At 65.8% G+C, this 14,070-nt stretch carries 15 protein-coding genes and 1 tRNA gene; 8 read left to right on the top strand and 8 right to left on the bottom strand.

Annotated elements, in window-relative coordinates:
• Positions 1 to 35: 35 nt before the first annotated feature.
• Complete coding sequence (gene raiA, locus KUL97_RS00745) at positions 36 to 623, bottom strand: ribosome-associated translation inhibitor RaiA (RefSeq protein ID WP_217794810.1); 588 nt, start codon at positions 621 to 623, stop codon at positions 36 to 38.
• A gap of 50 nt (positions 624 to 673) precedes the next feature.
• On the opposite strand from raiA, the gene lipB reads away from it, so the two are divergent.
• From lipB to queA, 5 genes are all read left to right on the top strand, one after another.
• Entirely contained in the window at positions 674 to 1,354 is a 681-nt protein-coding gene (gene lipB, locus KUL97_RS00750) for a lipoyl(octanoyl) transferase LipB (RefSeq protein ID WP_368656049.1), read from the top strand.
• 25 nt (positions 1,355 to 1,379) lie between these two features.
• On the top strand, positions 1,380 to 3,311 hold the full coding sequence (locus tag KUL97_RS00755; protein WP_217794814.1) for an AMP-binding protein: 1,932 nt from the start codon (positions 1,380 to 1,382) through the stop codon (positions 3,309 to 3,311).
• 79 nt (positions 3,312 to 3,390) lie between these two features.
• Positions 3,391 to 3,834, top strand: a complete 444-nt coding sequence (locus tag KUL97_RS00760) for a YlqD family protein (protein ID WP_217794816.1) — start codon at positions 3,391 to 3,393, stop codon at positions 3,832 to 3,834.
• Positions 3,835 to 3,884: 50 nt separating this feature from the next.
• Positions 3,885 to 5,222, top strand: coding sequence for a dihydrolipoamide acetyltransferase family protein (locus KUL97_RS00765; RefSeq protein ID WP_217794818.1), 1,338 nt, complete (start codon positions 3,885 to 3,887; stop codon positions 5,220 to 5,222).
• A 19-nt stretch (positions 5,223 to 5,241) separates the two neighbouring features.
• Complete coding sequence (queA, locus tag KUL97_RS00770; RefSeq protein ID WP_217794820.1) at positions 5,242 to 6,360, top strand: tRNA preQ1(34) S-adenosylmethionine ribosyltransferase-isomerase QueA; 1,119 nt, start codon at positions 5,242 to 5,244, stop codon at positions 6,358 to 6,360.
• 106 nt (positions 6,361 to 6,466) lie between these two features.
• Here queA and KUL97_RS00775 read toward each other — a convergent pair whose 3' ends face one another.
• The 4 genes from KUL97_RS00775 to KUL97_RS00790 all read right to left on the bottom strand — a co-directional run bounded on the left by KUL97_RS00775 (position 6,467) and on the right by KUL97_RS00790 (position 9,021).
• Positions 6,467 to 6,991, bottom strand: coding sequence for a hypothetical protein (locus KUL97_RS00775; protein WP_217794822.1), 525 nt, complete (start codon positions 6,989 to 6,991; stop codon positions 6,467 to 6,469).
• Positions 6,992 to 7,226: 235 nt separating this feature from the next.
• Entirely contained in the window at positions 7,227 to 7,826 is a 600-nt protein-coding gene (locus tag KUL97_RS00780) for a superoxide dismutase (protein WP_217794824.1), read from the bottom strand.
• A gap of 165 nt (positions 7,827 to 7,991) precedes the next feature.
• Positions 7,992 to 8,612 carry an FKBP-type peptidyl-prolyl cis-trans isomerase gene (locus KUL97_RS00785; RefSeq protein ID WP_217794826.1) on the bottom strand — a complete coding sequence of 207 codons (621 nt, stop codon included), beginning with the start codon at positions 8,610 to 8,612 and terminating at the stop codon, positions 7,992 to 7,994.
• Positions 8,613 to 8,652: 40 nt separating this feature from the next.
• On the bottom strand, positions 8,653 to 9,021 hold the full coding sequence (locus KUL97_RS00790) for a phasin family protein (protein ID WP_217794828.1): 369 nt from the start codon (positions 9,019 to 9,021) through the stop codon (positions 8,653 to 8,655).
• A 56-nt stretch (positions 9,022 to 9,077) separates the two neighbouring features.
• Between KUL97_RS00790 and KUL97_RS00795 the strand changes: the two genes are divergently transcribed.
• The 3 genes from KUL97_RS00795 (at position 9,078) to KUL97_RS00805 (ending at position 11,908) form a co-directional block, all read left to right on the top strand.
• A complete protein-coding gene (locus KUL97_RS00795) occupies positions 9,078 to 10,544 on the top strand; it encodes an apolipoprotein N-acyltransferase (RefSeq protein ID WP_254896031.1) in 1,467 nt (488 codons plus the stop codon).
• 19 nt (positions 10,545 to 10,563) lie between these two features.
• Complete coding sequence (locus KUL97_RS00800) at positions 10,564 to 11,115, top strand: hypothetical protein (RefSeq protein ID WP_217794830.1); 552 nt, start codon at positions 10,564 to 10,566, stop codon at positions 11,113 to 11,115.
• 322 nt (positions 11,116 to 11,437) lie between these two features.
• A complete protein-coding gene (locus tag KUL97_RS00805) occupies positions 11,438 to 11,908 on the top strand; it encodes a hypothetical protein (protein ID WP_217794832.1) in 471 nt (156 codons plus the stop codon).
• Between the two features lie 54 nt (positions 11,909 to 11,962).
• Here the strand turns inward: KUL97_RS00805 and KUL97_RS00810 are convergent.
• From KUL97_RS00810 to KUL97_RS00820, 3 genes are all read right to left on the bottom strand, one after another.
• Positions 11,963 to 12,035, bottom strand: a tRNA-Ala gene (locus KUL97_RS00810).
• A gap of 108 nt (positions 12,036 to 12,143) precedes the next feature.
• On the bottom strand, positions 12,144 to 12,761 hold the full coding sequence (gene lexA / locus KUL97_RS00815; RefSeq protein ID WP_217794834.1) for a transcriptional repressor LexA: 618 nt from the start codon (positions 12,759 to 12,761) through the stop codon (positions 12,144 to 12,146).
• A 65-nt stretch (positions 12,762 to 12,826) separates the two neighbouring features.
• Complete coding sequence (locus tag KUL97_RS00820) at positions 12,827 to 14,068, bottom strand: family 10 glycosylhydrolase (RefSeq protein WP_368656044.1); 1,242 nt, start codon at positions 14,066 to 14,068, stop codon at positions 12,827 to 12,829.
• Between the last annotated feature and the right edge of the window lie 2 nt (positions 14,069 to 14,070).

Raw genomic sequence — 14,070 nt, forward strand, 5'->3', positions numbered from 1 at the left:
GGCGCCGAGATTCGGGCCCCAGTCTGGAGGTGGGCTCAGCCCTTGGCCTGAATCACGCCGAAACCACCGTGGTTGCGGCGATACACCACTTGCAGCTCGCCGCTGCTGGCGTCGCGGAACAGATAAAAGTCGTGATCGATCAGCTCCAGCTGATGCAGCGCATCGTCGATGCTCATCGGCGGCATCGCGAAATATTTGCGGCGTACACCGCGGCTGGGCAGGGTGGCTTCCTTGCCCTCCAGCAACGACTCACTCACCACATCCTGACCAGGCAGCTCCGCAAGGCTGGGGGTGGTGGTGGCGTGGTGGCCGGGGCTGTGGTGGTGATCGTCGTGGCGATCCTTGTAGCGGCGCAGCTGGCGCGTGAGCTTGCCAGCTACCAGATCGATGCTGGCGTAGAGGTTTTCGCTGCGCTCCTGGGCGCGGATCACCGTGCCGTTGGCGAACACCGTGACTTCGGCGGTCTGCTGGGGGACCCGCGGATTGCGGGCCACCGAGAGATGCACGTCCGCTTCCTTCACCATGCCGTCGAAATGACCGATCGCCCGCTTGAGCTTGTCTTCGGTGTAGTCGCGGATGGCTGGAGTGACCTCCAGATTGCGGCCGTGGATCAACAGCTTCATCCCTTGCCTCCTGGGCGATGGGCTCAGTTGAACGCTAGGAACGGTGCGTGATTTCCACCACAGCCGACGCAATCTGTTTCGAGCCGGCCGGCTTGGTTCCCTTCCCGCTGGCCTGGGGCTGGCAGCAGCAGCTGCAGCAGCGCTTGCTGGCGGATCCCGGCGGCCCCGATGCCCTGCTGCTGCTGGAGCATGAACCTTGCTACACCCTGGGCCGCGGCGCCGATCCGGCCTTCCTGGGCTTCGATCCGGCAGACCCTCCGGCCCCGCTGTTTCGCATTGATCGCGGCGGGGAGGTGACCCACCACTGCCCGGGTCAGCTGGTGCTCTATCCCGTGCTCAACCTGCAGCGCCATGGCGCTGACCTTCACCTCTATCTGCGCGAGCTGGAAGGGGTGGTGATCGATCTGTTGGCGGAGCTGGGGCTCCAGGGTGCGCGACTGGAGGGGCTCACCGGCGTGTGGCTCGAGGGGCAGAAGGTGGCGGCGATCGGTGTGGGGGCCCGGCGCTGGATCAGCCAGCACGGTTTGGCCCTGAATGTGGACGCGGATCTGGCGGGTTTTGCTCAGGTGGTGCCCTGTGGCATCGCGGATCGACCCGTGGGGCGGCTGCTGCAGTGGCGGCCTGAGCTCACAGCGGGGGCGCTGCGCCCCCTTCTGCTCCGTTGCTTCAGTCGCCGCTTTGGTCTGCGCTTGCGGCCCCCCACCCCCCAGGAAGCCCTCCAGGGGTGGTAAGACCGGGGCCACTCACCTGCTCCCGATGCCCACCGCTGAGATCCGCTGGAGCGGCAGCCGCCGTGATCAGCAGGCCCTCGCTCAACGCCCCGACTGGCGTGATCTCCAGGGCCTGGAGCAGCTCTGGCCCCAGCTCGCCGAGCGCCATGGCGATGCCACGGCCCTTGACGCCCCCCATGCCAAACCCCCGGAGCAGCTCAGCTTTCGCGATCTGAACGCCCGGATTGAACAGGCCGCCGCCGGCTTCGCCGCCCTCGGCGTGAAGCCCAGCGATGTGGTGGCGCTGTTTTCGGAGAACAGCCCCCGCTGGTTGGTGGCGGATCAGGGCCTGATGCGGCTGGGCGCTGCCGATGCCGTGCGCGGCAGCGGGGCACCGGTGGAGGAGCTGCGCTACATCGCCGCCGATTCCGGAGCCGTAGCGCTGGTGCTCGAATCGGCTGAGCTGCTCACCCGGCTCAAGCTCAGCAGCGAGCTGCTGGGGCAGCTGCGCTTTGTGGTGCTGCTCCAGGGTGATCGCGGTTCGGTGGTGCCTGTGCTGCCCTGCTTCACCTGGGAGGAGCTGATGGCCCAGGGCGCCAAAACCCCAGCCCCCGCCTGGCCGGAGGGAGGTGAACAGCGCCTCGCCACGGTGCTCTACACCTCCGGCACCACCGGCCAGCCCAAGGGCGTTCCCCTCAGCCACGCCAACCTGCTGCACCAGCTGCGCCACCTGGGTGTGGCAGTAGCGCCCCAGCCCGGGGATCGCGTGCTCAGTGTGCTGCCGATCTGGCATGCCTACGAGCGCAGCGCCGAATACTTCCTGCTGGCCTGCGGCTGCGCGCAGACCTACACCACGCTGAAGCAACTCCGCGGGGATCTCCAGCGCGTGCGGCCGCACTATCTGATCAGCGTGCCGCGGCTGTGGGAGGCACTGCTGGGGGGCTTTGAGGATGCCCTCGCGGCAATGCCGGCCGCGCGGCAGAAACTGCTGCGATCAGCCCTCGGCCTGAGCCGCTACCACTGCCTGGCACGGCGGGTGGCGGCGGATCGCACCCTGGCCCCCGAATCCGCCGTCAGCCGCCTGCGGGCGGCGGGTGGAGCGCTGCTGAGCTGGCCGCTGCATGGCCTGGCCAGCCGCGTGCTCTGGCCGAAGGTGCGCCAGCAGCTGGTGGGTGGCCGCCTGCGCACCGCTATCAGTGGCGGCGGTGCCCTGGCGATTCATGTGGATGGCTTCTTCGAGGCCGTTGGGATTGAGCTGCTGGTGGGCTACGGCCTCACCGAAACGAGTCCGGTGCTCACCTGCCGGCGCCGCTGGAACAATCGCCGCGGCAGCTCCGGTCAGCCGCTGCCGGGCACGGCGATCCGGATCGTGGATCCCGAGAGCGGTGCCCTGTTGCAGATCGGCCAGCGCGGCCGGGTGCTGGCCCAGGGCCCGCAGGTGATGGGGGGCTATCTGGGCAAACCCGAGGCCACCGCCAAGGTGCTCGATGGCGAGGGTTGGTTTGATACCGGCGATCTCGGCCAATTGTTGGCCGATGGAACCCTGGTGCTCACGGGCCGTGCCAAGGACACGATCGTGCTCAGCAGCGGCGAAAACATCGAGCCTGGGCCTCTGGAAGAGTGCCTGGTGGCTTGCACCCTGGTGGAGCAGGTGATGGTGGTGGGGCAGGACCGCAAGGCCCTTGGCGCCCTGGTGGTGACCAAGGCCGAAGCCCTGGCCAGCTGGGCCCGCGAGGCTGGGCTTCCCCTGCCCCAAGGCGGCGCCGCTGATCCAGCGCTGCTCAAGGCCCTCACCAGCCGACTCAATCGGCGCCTGCAGGCCCGCCCCGGCGCCCGGCCTGATGAGCGCCTGGCGGGCGTGGCTCTGGTGGAGCCCTTCAGCCTCGAGAACGGCCTGCTCACCCAGACCCTCAAGCAGAAGCGCGATCGCATTGCCGAGCGCGATGCTGCCGCGATCGAGGCGATCTACGGCCGCTGAGGCGGCCGGAAACCCGCCCTGCCGCTGCGTTGCCGCCGCCGCGTGTGCCTGACAACCTGAGCGCTGCATTTTCAAGCCCATGGCCGACGGCAGCCTTTCGATCAAGCGCTCGATCACCGTGCGTGCCGTGGTGACCCCCCGCTGGAAGGAAGACGCTGAGCGCGAGATCAGCAACGCCATCGCCGGCAGCGACGCCCAGCTGGCTCAGCTGGAGCAGGAAGGGCAGCAGTTGGTGGATGCGATCCGCAGCCAGAGCATCAACCCCCTCGATCCCCGCGTGCAGGAGCAGGTGGCCTCTGTGCAGGAACAGGTGGGTGCCAAGCGCGCCGAGCTGGAGGAGCAGAAGCGTCAGCTGATCGAGCAGCAGCGCCAGGTGCGCGATCTGGAGATGGAGCAGATCGTGGATCAGGGCCAGCTCGAGAGCTTCTGTGATGTGCGCGTGGGCGACAACCTCGTGGAGAAGCTGCAGGTGGCTGTGGTGGTGCGCGACGGCGTGATCGAAGCGATCGAAGGCAGCCTCTGAGCCAGGAGGGGGCCACGTAAAATCCGCCCCAATTGCGCGGCAGACCTCCGTTGGCCACCCACGAAATCTTCATGCCCGCCCTCTCCTCCACCATGACGGAGGGGAAAATCGTGGAGTGGCTGAAGAAGCCCGGCGACAAGGTGGAGCGCGGTGAGTCGGTGCTCGTGGTCGAGTCCGACAAGGCCGACATGGACGTGGAATCGTTCAACGAGGGCTACCTGGCTGCTGTGTTGATGCCCGCCGGTGGCACGGCCCCGGTGGGCGAAACCATCGGCTTGATCGTGGAAACCCAGGCGGAGATCGCCGAGGTGCAGGCCAAAGCTCCCAGCGGTGGCACCGCTGCCGCCGCTCCGGCACCGGCGGCAGCGCCTGCTGCCGCTGCCGCCGCTCCTGCGCCTGTGGCGGCCGCCGCACCCGTGCCTGCCGCACCGGCTCCCGTGGTGGCTGCGGCTCCCGCTCCTGTCGCCAGCGGCCGCGTGGTGGCCAGCCCCCGCGCCAAGAAGCTCGCCAGCCAGCACGGCGTGGCGCTTGAAACCCTGCGCGGCAGCGGCCCCCACGGGCGTATTCAGGCGGAAGACGTGGAACGCGCCCTTGGCCTCACCGTGGCGGTGCCCCGCGTGGCCGAGGGGTCTGCGCCCGCGGCTGCAGCCTCCGCCAATGGCGCTGCTGCCCCTGCTCCCGCGCCCGCGGGTGATGCCTTTGGCCGCCCCGGCGAGAGCGTGAGCTTCAACACGCTGCAGAACGCGGTGAACCGCAACATGATCGCCAGCCTGGAGGTGCCCTGCTTCCGGGTGGGCTACACGATCACCACCACCAAGCTCGATGCCTTCTACAAGCAGGTGAAGAGCAAGGGCGTCACCATGACGGCCCTGCTGGCCAAGGCTGTGGGCGTGGTCCTGGCCCGTCACCCCCAGGTGAATGCGGCCACCAGCGCCGATGGCAGCGCCATGAGCTTTCCTGCCGGCGTGAATGTGGCCGTGGCGGTGGCGATGGAAGACGGCGGTCTGATTACGCCCGTGCTGGCCAACGCCGACAAGACCGACATCTATTCCCTGGCTCGTAACTGGGCCGACCTGGTGAGCCGTGCCCGCAGCAAGCAGCTCCAGCCCGAGGAATACAGCACCGGCACCTTCACCCTCTCCAACCTGGGCATGTTCGGTGTGGATCGCTTCGACGCGATCCTCCCTCCCGGCACTGGCGCGATTCTGGCTGTAGCTGCCTCCCGCCCCACGGTGGTGGCCGGCAAGGACGGTTCGATGCGGGTGGCCAACCAGATGCAGGTGAATCTCACCTGTGATCACCGTGTGATCTATGGCGCCCACGCGGCTGCTTTCCTCAAGGATCTGGCCCAGCTGATCGAAACCAACCCCGAAAGCCTGGCGATCTGACCTAAAACACGCCCTTTTCATGGCGACGGATCCCGCTGATCAACGGCTGTCGAGCTACGTCTTTGATCTGCCGGAGACGTTCATCGCCCAGACCCCGCTAGAGCCGCGCCATTCGGCCCGGCTGTTGGTGGTGGATCCTCAGCAGCCATCGGGTTGCCGGCACCGCACGGTTTGGGATTTGCAGCACGAGCTGCAGCCCGGTGATCTCCTGGTGGTGAACAACACCCGGGTGCTTAAGGCCCGACTACAGGCTCGCCGGCCCAGTGGCGGCAGCGTGGAGCTGCTGGTGTTGGAACCCGCTGGCGCAAGCGATTGGCTGTGCCTGGCTCGGCCCGCCAAACGGCTCAAACCTGGAGAGGTGCTGCAGCTGGAGCATCAGGGGCAACCTGCCATCGGCCTCGAGATCGTGGCCATTGACGCAGAGACGGGCGGCCGTGTGGTGCGTTTCCCAGCGGCGTGTACCAGCCCGGAAGCGATCGAAGCGCTCTTGGCGCGCTATGGCTCGATGCCGCTGCCTCCTTATATCCAGCAGCAGAACGATGACGACGACGCGCGCTATCAAACCCGCTATGCCTCGCGGCCTGGAGCCGTGGCGGCGCCAACAGCGGGTTTGCACCTCAGTGATGAGCTGATGGCGGCGATCCGCGCGCGCGGAGTGGAGATGGCGGAGGTCACGTTGCATGTGGGCCTCGGCACCTTCCGGCCGGTGGACACGGAAGACCTCAATCAGCTGGAGTTGCACAGCGAATGGGTGGAGGTGTCTTCTGCCTTGGTGCAGGCTGTGGCCGCCTGTCGCACCCGCGGCGGCCGCGTGATCGCGGTGGGCACCACCAGTGTGCGCAGCCTGGAGGCGGTGGCGCAGCTGCATGGCGGCATCCTCCAGCCCCATGCCGGACCGGTGAATCTGGTGATTCAGCCGGGTTATCGCTTTGCGGTGGTGCAGGGATTGCTCACCAATTTCCACCTGCCCAAGAGCTCCTTGCTGCTGTTGGTGAGCGCCCTGATCGGCCGCCAGCGCTTGCTGGATCTGTACGAACAGGCCAAGGCTGAGGGCTATCGCTTCTTCTCTTACGGCGATGCGATGTGGATCGCCCCGGAGGCTGTGCTCGAGCAGGCGAAACCTCCGCTGGAGACCTAGCGGAGACCAGACCGTTCCGCTGGGATACACGCCATGAAAAAAGCCGCCAACGAAGGTGTTGGCGGCTTGGCAAGGCGACGGCGTGGAGTCACGCCATGGCGTTCACTCAGCTTTGGCCCCAGCAGAGCTTGGGGTTGGCGGTGGTGAGCAGCATGCCGGTCATCGGCACGTTGGTGGTCTGCAGCGTGTAGCTGAACTCGCTGGGACGCACACCGGTGGGCTTGGCGCACAGGAAGGTGGCGCCGTTGGTGTTGGTGGTGGTTGTGGTGCTGATGCCGTAGAGCTGCAGCAGGTTCACCATCGAGGCGTCGTAGTCGACCTCAGCGTCGTTGCTGCCGAGGAACAGCTGGGAGCGGCTGCTGCCACAGCGAGCCTTGGAGGTGGTGACGTTGGGATACAGCGCCTGGGAGGTGTAGGTCACATCACAGATCACACCCTGAGGGGTGTTGGTTGTGCCCTGGATCGAGAGGATGGCCACCGAGGTGGGATTCGCCTGCTTGACGAACACCTGCTTGGGGATGAAGTTCTTCAGGTCAATCGCCTGGGCGCTGTTGGCGAGCAGCACGGGGCTTGCTGCAACAGAGGCGGCGAGGGCAGCGGTGAGCGTGCCAGTTCGAGAGAGGAGGCGCATGCCTGATGCGGAATAGCCCGATAATTGTGTCACGAAGCAGGGCGTTTCGGTCTTATGTAAGTTTATTTTTGCGGCGCGGATTCGCTTTGTAAGCCTGTTTGCTTTGCTGTTGTTTTGGCGTTCTGGCGTTGTGCTTCAGTTCGCCTGTTTCTGGTGCTTGTGGCATGAAAAACCCCGAGGCTTTGGCCCCGGGGTTGCTTGTTGCGATTGGCTTCAGAGGTGCCCTTTCGCTGGATCAGGCAGCGGCCAGGTTGGCGGCCACGAAATCCCAGTTCACCAGCTTGTCGAGGAAGGTGTTGATGTAGTCGGGGCGGCGGTTCTGGTAGTCGAGGTAGTAGGCGTGCTCCCACACATCCATGGTGAGCAGAGCCTTCTGGCCGTGGGCCAGGGGCAGATCGGCGTTGCCGGTCTTGGTCACCTTGAGGGTGCCGTTGTCGAGCACCAGCCAGGCCCAGCCGCTGCCGAACTGGGTGGCGCCGGCCGCCTTGAACGCCTCAACGAACTTCTCGAAGCTGCCGAAGTCAGCGTTGATCTTGTCGAGCAGGGCGCCGCTGGGGGTGCCGCCGCCATTGGGCTTGATGCACTGCCAGTAGAAGCTGTGGTTCCACACCTGGGCAGCGTTGTTGAACACACCAGCCTTGCTGGCGTCACCGGCCACGGCGGTGATGGTGTCTTCCAGGCTCTTGCCTTCCAGCTCGGTGCCGGCCACCAGGTTGTTGAGGTTGGTCACGTAAGCGTTGTGGTGCTTGCCGTGGTGGAACTCAAGGGTCTGGCGGGAGATGTGGGGCTCGAGCGCATCGAGGCCGTAGGGCAGCGCAGGCAGCGTGTGAGCCATGAGACGTGGGGTCGTGCTGGATGTGGCCCGGCCATGGGCCGGACGGCCGCGGCATCCTAACGATCGCTTCAGGTTTCGTAAGTCGCGAGAACCGTCCCCCAGCGGCTTTTCGCGCCCAAAAAAACCGCCGGTCTCCCGGCGGCGTTTGGGGTTATCGAGGCTGATTCAGCCTTTGATCTGCAGCAGCTCCACTTCAAAGATCAAGGTGGCATTGGGAGGAATCACGCCGCCAGCACCACGCTCGCCGTAGGCCAGATCGGGGGGAATCACCAGCTTGCGCTTGCCGCCTACCTGCATGCCGGCCACGCCTTCATCCCAGCCCTTGATCACGCGGCCGGCGCCGAGGGGGAAGGAGAAGGGACCACGGCCGTAGCTGCTGTCGAACTCCTTGCCGTTCTCAAGGGTGCCGCGGTAGTTCACCGAAACGGTCTGGCCGCTGGTGGCTTCAGGGCCATCACCCACCACCAGGTCGGTGATGCGCAGGCCGCTGGGGGTGACGCGCTCCTTGGCGACCACCATTTCACCGCCCAGGCCGGCGGCGCCGGAATCGGCAATCAAGTCGTTGTTGGCGGCGTCGCTGGCCATGGTGAAAAGCGTGGGGTTGGGGTCTTCAGGATCCAGCTCGAACTGGCCGCTCAGGCTGGCCGGTGCTGCAGCGGGTGCCGCGGCAACGGCAACCTGAGCTACGGGCTTGGCTTGCACCGTTGAAGGTGCCACCAGCTGGCTTACGAAGGCCAGGAGCAAGCAGGCCACGCACACCGCCGAGCTGATCAGGATGTCGCGCATGGCAGGGGATGGGCTGAGTCGGCGAGATTCTGCCCCAGCTTCAGTCGGGTAGGTCGCTGAAACCGCTGCCGTCGGGTTGGCCGGCGTCGCTGCGCAGACGTCGCACCTGCTGTTCCAGTCGATCGATCCGGCCCCGCAGTTCATCCACTTCCCGTTGGCGCGCCAGGCCCAGGTCTTGCAGCAGGTGATCGAGGTTGCGTTCCACCTGCCGCTCGGTCTGCTTCTCCAGTTCTGGGTTTTCGCCGCGCAGGCTGGCCAGCACGTCGTCCACGAGCGCTGTGGCCTGGGAGGCATCGAGGCGGCCGCTGCTCACCCACGCCTGGGTGACGCTGCGCAGTCGCTCGGCCACCAGGGATGTGGTGCCGAGGCCCCGCACCAGCAGCTGTTGAAGGGGATTGCTCGCGTCCATGGCGCTGACCGCTTTTGCCTGCCCCAAACCATGGCGCTTACCTAGGGTTCACCGCCATGGCAGGCAACCGGCCTTTGTGGAGATGGATCGCCGCAGCCCTCGGTGGCTTGTTGGCGGGGTTGGCCTTGCCCCCCTGGGGTTGTCCTCCGTTGTTGTGGCTTGCGTTGCTGCCGCTCTGGGCCCTGGGTCCGCGGCCTGCGGCTCTATGGGGTGCGGTGGCGGTGCTGCTGAGCCATCGCTGGTTGCTCTGGTTGCACCCATTGGATTGGGTTGGGGTCCCTCCGGGTCTCAGCTTGCCGCTCTGTGTGGTGTTGTGGCTCGCGCTAGGGGCGGTGGCTGCTGCGCTCCTGAGCGCTTGGCGCCTGGTGGTGCAGCTCTGGGGTGTGGATCGCTGGAGCACTGCGCTCTTTGCGGCGGCGATCTGGGGGTTGGGGGAGGTGTGGCTGGCTCAAGGTCCCTTGTTCTGGATTGGCCTGGGCAGTGCGGCCTTGCCAGGTGATCCAGCGCTGGCGGGTTTAGCGCAATGGATGGGAGCGGGCGGCTTAGCGGCGGTGCAGCTGCTCTTGGCCTGGTGGCTGTGGCGTGTCTGCAGTGCGGGATGGGCGGGGCGTGGCCTGTTTTGGCGTTCGGCTGCTGCCTGGTTCTTGGTGGCGGTGTTGCTGCATGTCTGGGGCTGGGGGCTGCTGCAGGCGGTGCCGCTGGCGGATCGCGGATCGCGCCCCATCAGGCTTCTCGTGCTCCAACCCGCTATTCCCACCCGCGAGAAGTTCAGCTGGATGCAGCAGCGGGCCCTGCAGCGTCGATTGGCAGTCGCTCAGCGGCAGGCGCAGGATCTTGGGGTGGCAGTTCTGCTGCTCCCGGAAGGGGCCTTGGCGCTTGGGCAGCAGCTACCGGAGCCGGCACCGGTGGAAGTGCTCAGCGGTGGCTTCCGCGAGAGCGGCGCTGAGCTGCGCAGCGCTCTGTTGCGGTTTGACCCAGGCGCTGTGGATGCTGCTGCGGCCATCGACAAGCACCGCTTGGTGCCGCTTGGTGAGTGGATTCCAGGCAGTGCCTGGCTCAGCTGGGCGGGCTTGTCGGCCGTGGGTGGTGTGAGCGCTGGAGATGCCTCGCGCCTGTTGGATCGCCCCAACGGGGCCATTGGGGTGGCCATTTGCTACGAGATCGCAGATGGGGCGGGCCTGGCCACTGCCGTTCGTGAGGGGGCGGGTTGGCTCCTGGCCAGTGCCAATCTCGATCCCTATCCCGCTCAGCTGCAGCGGCAGTTTGCGGCGCTGGCGCAGCTGCGGGCGATCGAAACGGGGCGGTGGGTGGTGAGTGCCGCCAACACGGGGCCGAGCCTGGCGGTGGACCCCCGGGGGCACGTGCGTCATCGCCTCGACGGCGAGGTCCCTGACACCTTGCTGGTGGAGGTTCAATCCAAAACAGGCCTCACGGGATACAGCCGCGTGGGCGAATGGCCCCTGCTGGCGCTGGCTGCGGCGGGGGCAGCGTCGCGCGTACGGTCTCGGGTGCGACAATCTTGAGACTTTCTTGAGATCGCCTGTGCCTGGTTCGCGCTGGTGTCGGCGAGGGGTGCTCGCTCTGGCGGCGGTGTTGGCGGGCGCTCAGATGGATGGGCTGAGGGCTGAACCCCAGGCCTTATTGGTGGAAGCGGAGTTGCTGGCGCGGTTGCGGGATCTGGGGGTGGAGGTGCAGCTGGGTGGCGTGTGTGGCGCTCCGGGGCAGTTGGCCACCTACAACATGGGAGCCAACCTTCTCTGCCTGGGTGAGGCGCTGCTGGCGCGTCCGCGGGAGCGCAGCAAGGTGCTTCACCACGAATTGGTGCATGTGGTGCAGGACTGTCTCGATGGCCTGGAGAGCCCCACCTCGATGCCGCTCGCGGAAGGGCTGCGCCGAGCCGGCAGCCTCAGTGAGCGGCAGCTGAATGGGTTTTTCCTGCAGCACCTGCGCAACCAGGGCAACCTCGATCACGTGGTGGCCACTACGGCTGTGCTGCCTCAAGAAGGCCGTCAGCGCGAGATGGAGGCCTATGCACTCCAGGCGGATCCCGCTTTGGTGCAGCACCTGTTGCTGCAAAGCTGTCGCCGCTCCTGATGCACCCCGGCCGGTGATGGCCATGAAAAAGGCGCCCGTTGGGCGCCTGGGGAATGAACGTGAATCGCGTTGATCAGAAGATCTGAGCGCGGGGGTTGCTCACGGTGGCGAGCTGAGCCTGGTGAAGGCGCTTGGCCTTCAGGATCTGCGCGCGAATCAGAGCGAGGGTGTTCATGGCGGTGGCCTCAAGCTGGCAGCCCCGTTCCCTGCTGCCAAGGCGTGCGTCCCAAAGCTGGGATGAACGTGATTAAACAGTAGCAACGGCTACCAGTGCAAAAGTGTTCATGGTGTACCCAGGCTTGGTTTTCCAAGTCACGTTTTGATGTCTTGGCCTTCCGGCGTTGAACTCGGTCCCCGCTCCACGCTGTTGCTGCGCGCGCTCGCCCTGTTGCGCTGGCCTATCGCCCTGGTGGCCTCCACAGGGATCTTGGCCTGGGTGATCGCCACCGATGACGAAATGGTCCTGAAGGGACCCGTACGGGTGAGGCTCACGTTGGATCAGCCGTTGCCCGTGTCAGCGGCCGTGAGCGAGATTGAGGCTCCCATTCCCACCCAGCCTTTGCAGGCCACGGTGAAACTGCCGGATGGAGTGCAGCTGGCCACGCCCGTCGCGGTGCAGGTCCCTCAGCTGAGCAAGCCGTTGAAGGCGGAGGTGTCGGGTGCTGTGGCCGCCCAGGTGGCTGGGAGTGTGGCCGCCCAGGTGAGTGGGAGTGTGGATGCCACGGTGGATGGCGAAGTGGAAGCGGAGATTCCCAAGCCCATCAAGCACGAACGGATTCGCCTAGGCCTTTGAGGGCGATCGCTGGTGAGCCACAAAAAAACCCGGGTCGAACCCGGGTTTGCCGAATGGAGCCAAGGAGACTCGAACTCCTGACCCCCTGCATGCCATGCAGGTGCTCTACCAGCTGAGCTATGGCCCCTTTTGGATCGATGAGCAAGCCGGGAGCTGGAAATCCCGGATGGCCTTTCAGCCGTGCCGTTTCGATGCAGAGAGCTTACACCGCAGGGGGTGCGGGCGGGTTGGTCGCCTAAACCTGGCGCCAGACGGCCACCAGTTTTCCCTGCACGGCCACCTGTTCGGCGTCGAGCACGATCGGCTCGTAGGCGGGGTTGGCTGCTTCGAGTCGCACCTCGCGCCCGTCGCGGTGAAAGTGCTTGAGCGTGGTGCCGCTGCCAGGTACCAGGGCGCTCACGATGGTGCCGTTCCGCAGGCGGCTGGGTTCCGGCACGGGCTCCATCAGCACCACATCGCCGTCGGCGATGTGGGCATCCACCATGGAGTCGCCGTTCACGGTGAGGGCGAACAGGCCGCGGGTTTCCAGCACGGGTGCCAGGTCGATCCGTTCGCTCACATCGTCGAAGGTTTCCACCAGGCCGCCTGCGGCCACGGCGCCGAGCACAGGGATGCCAGGGGTGAGCTCCCCCAGGAGCTGAAGGGTGCGCGCCTGCCCCTCCTGCCAGGTGATCCACCCTTTCTGCTGCAGGTGGCGCAGGCGGCTCTGCACCGGTGCCGGCGAACGCAGGCCCATTGCCTGCATCATCTGCCGAATGGAGGGACTGTGGCGGTGTTCACCGATGAAGCTCGCCAGCCAGTCGTACAGCTCCTGCTGGGCGGATGTGAGCGGTTCAGGGGTTCCGGCGGGCACCAGGCAATGCGGTCGGCGTCAATACATTTGTACCGCTCGAGCTGTTGCTTGGCAAGCGGTGCTTGTCATGGGGTGATTGGGTCGAGTGGTGGCGGCGGAGGCGGCAGCAGCAGTGGTGGCAGGGCAGGGCTGGCTGCTGGTGCTACGGCAGGGATCTGTGGGGTTTGGGGCGGAAGCATGTGCCGAAGCCCTTGGATGCGTTCGGTTGCTGGTTCGGGGCCAAGGCTCCAGAGGCTTTCCAGGTAGAAGAAGCCGGTTCCAAGTCCTTGCTGGCGGTTGGCGTTGACCTTCTCCTGGATCAGTGGCAGTGGGGTGGGGCGGTTGCGTTGGCCGCTCAGCAGCGCAATGGCCGTGGGGATTCGCTCGCGGGCTTCCAGCACTTCTGGCTTGCTCAGCTGGGGGAGATAACTGGCGAGATCCGGCCTGTAGATCTGGATAAGCAGTTCATCGGCCACGCCGGTCTGCACCCAACGCCGCCAATCCTGCAGTTGGAGTTTGTATGCAAAGTCGTAGTAGTTCGGAGAGATCGACACGATGGCGCCAGGCCTGGCTGCGCGAATGGCCTGACTTAGGCGCTGCATGAAGGCGGTCAGCCGATCCGCACGCCATTTCACCCAGGCCGGATCCTCTGGGTTATCTGGTGGTGTCTTGCCGGTGTCTTTGCGATAGAGCTCCACGGTGAATGGGTCGTAGCCAAACTCCCGAGGCAGGCTCATGTGGTCATCGAATTGGATGCCCTCAGCCCCGTATTGGTTCACCACCTCGAGCACGAGATCGGTGATCAATTGCTGCACCTCGGGGCGGAAGGGATTCAGCCACACCACTTCCCCAGCGGCACTGATCGAGGTGAGGCTGCCGTCGCGCTTCTGGGTAAGCCAGCTTCGGTGTTGCTTGGCCACCTCTGAATCGGGGGGTGCCATGAAGCCGAATTCAAACCAGGGCAGCACCTTGAGCCCACGCTTGCGGCTTGCGCTGATGAGTTCACCGATTACATCCTGTCCCTGCAGGCCGCGGTAGGTGAAGGTCTGAAAGCCCCTGTTTTCGCTCAGTTGGCTGGGGTAATACGCCATACCCCCGTTCCACACCACCACGTAGAGGCGGTTGAGGTGCAGATCGGCCAATTGATTCACCGTGGCCTGCATCCGCTCTCGGTCGCGCAGCACGGGCATGTCGTTGGCGGTCAGCCAAACACCGCGCAGCTCCTCTTGCCCAAGCGCTGGCGGCTGCCAAGGCACCAGCCAGGAGCACAGCAACGCTGCTACTAGGGCTTTCAGCTTGGGTTGTCGCAGCAGAAGCGGGTGTGCCACGC

The sequence above is a fragment of the Synechococcus sp. HK05 genome, assembly GCF_019104765.1.
Taxonomy (GTDB): domain Bacteria; phylum Cyanobacteriota; class Cyanobacteriia; order PCC-6307; family Cyanobiaceae; genus Vulcanococcus.

Excerpts from the sequence above, each read along its gene's own strand:
- queA (WP_217794820.1), top strand. The coding sequence starts at position 5,242 with ATGGCGACGGATCCCGCTGATCAACGGCTGTCGAGCTACGTCTTTGAT.
- raiA (WP_217794810.1), bottom strand. The coding sequence starts at position 623 with ATGAAGCTGTTGATCCACGGCCGCAATCTGGAGGTCACTCCAGCCATC.
- KUL97_RS00805 (WP_217794832.1), top strand. The coding sequence starts at position 11,438 with ATGTCTTGGCCTTCCGGCGTTGAACTCGGTCCCCGCTCCACGCTGTTG.
- KUL97_RS00775 (WP_217794822.1), bottom strand. The coding sequence starts at position 6,991 with ATGCGCCTCCTCTCTCGAACTGGCACGCTCACCGCTGCCCTCGCCGCC.
- KUL97_RS00795 (WP_254896031.1), top strand. The coding sequence starts at position 9,078 with ATGGCAGGCAACCGGCCTTTGTGGAGATGGATCGCCGCAGCCCTCGGT.
- KUL97_RS00780 (WP_217794824.1), bottom strand. The coding sequence starts at position 7,826 with ATGGCTCACACGCTGCCTGCGCTGCCCTACGGCCTCGATGCGCTCGAG.
- KUL97_RS00790 (WP_217794828.1), bottom strand. The coding sequence starts at position 9,021 with ATGGACGCGAGCAATCCCCTTCAACAGCTGCTGGTGCGGGGCCTCGGC.
- KUL97_RS00785 (WP_217794826.1), bottom strand. The coding sequence starts at position 8,612 with ATGCGCGACATCCTGATCAGCTCGGCGGTGTGCGTGGCCTGCTTGCTC.
- KUL97_RS00755 (WP_217794814.1), top strand. The coding sequence starts at position 1,380 with ATGCCCACCGCTGAGATCCGCTGGAGCGGCAGCCGCCGTGATCAGCAG.
- KUL97_RS00760 (WP_217794816.1), top strand. The coding sequence starts at position 3,391 with ATGGCCGACGGCAGCCTTTCGATCAAGCGCTCGATCACCGTGCGTGCC.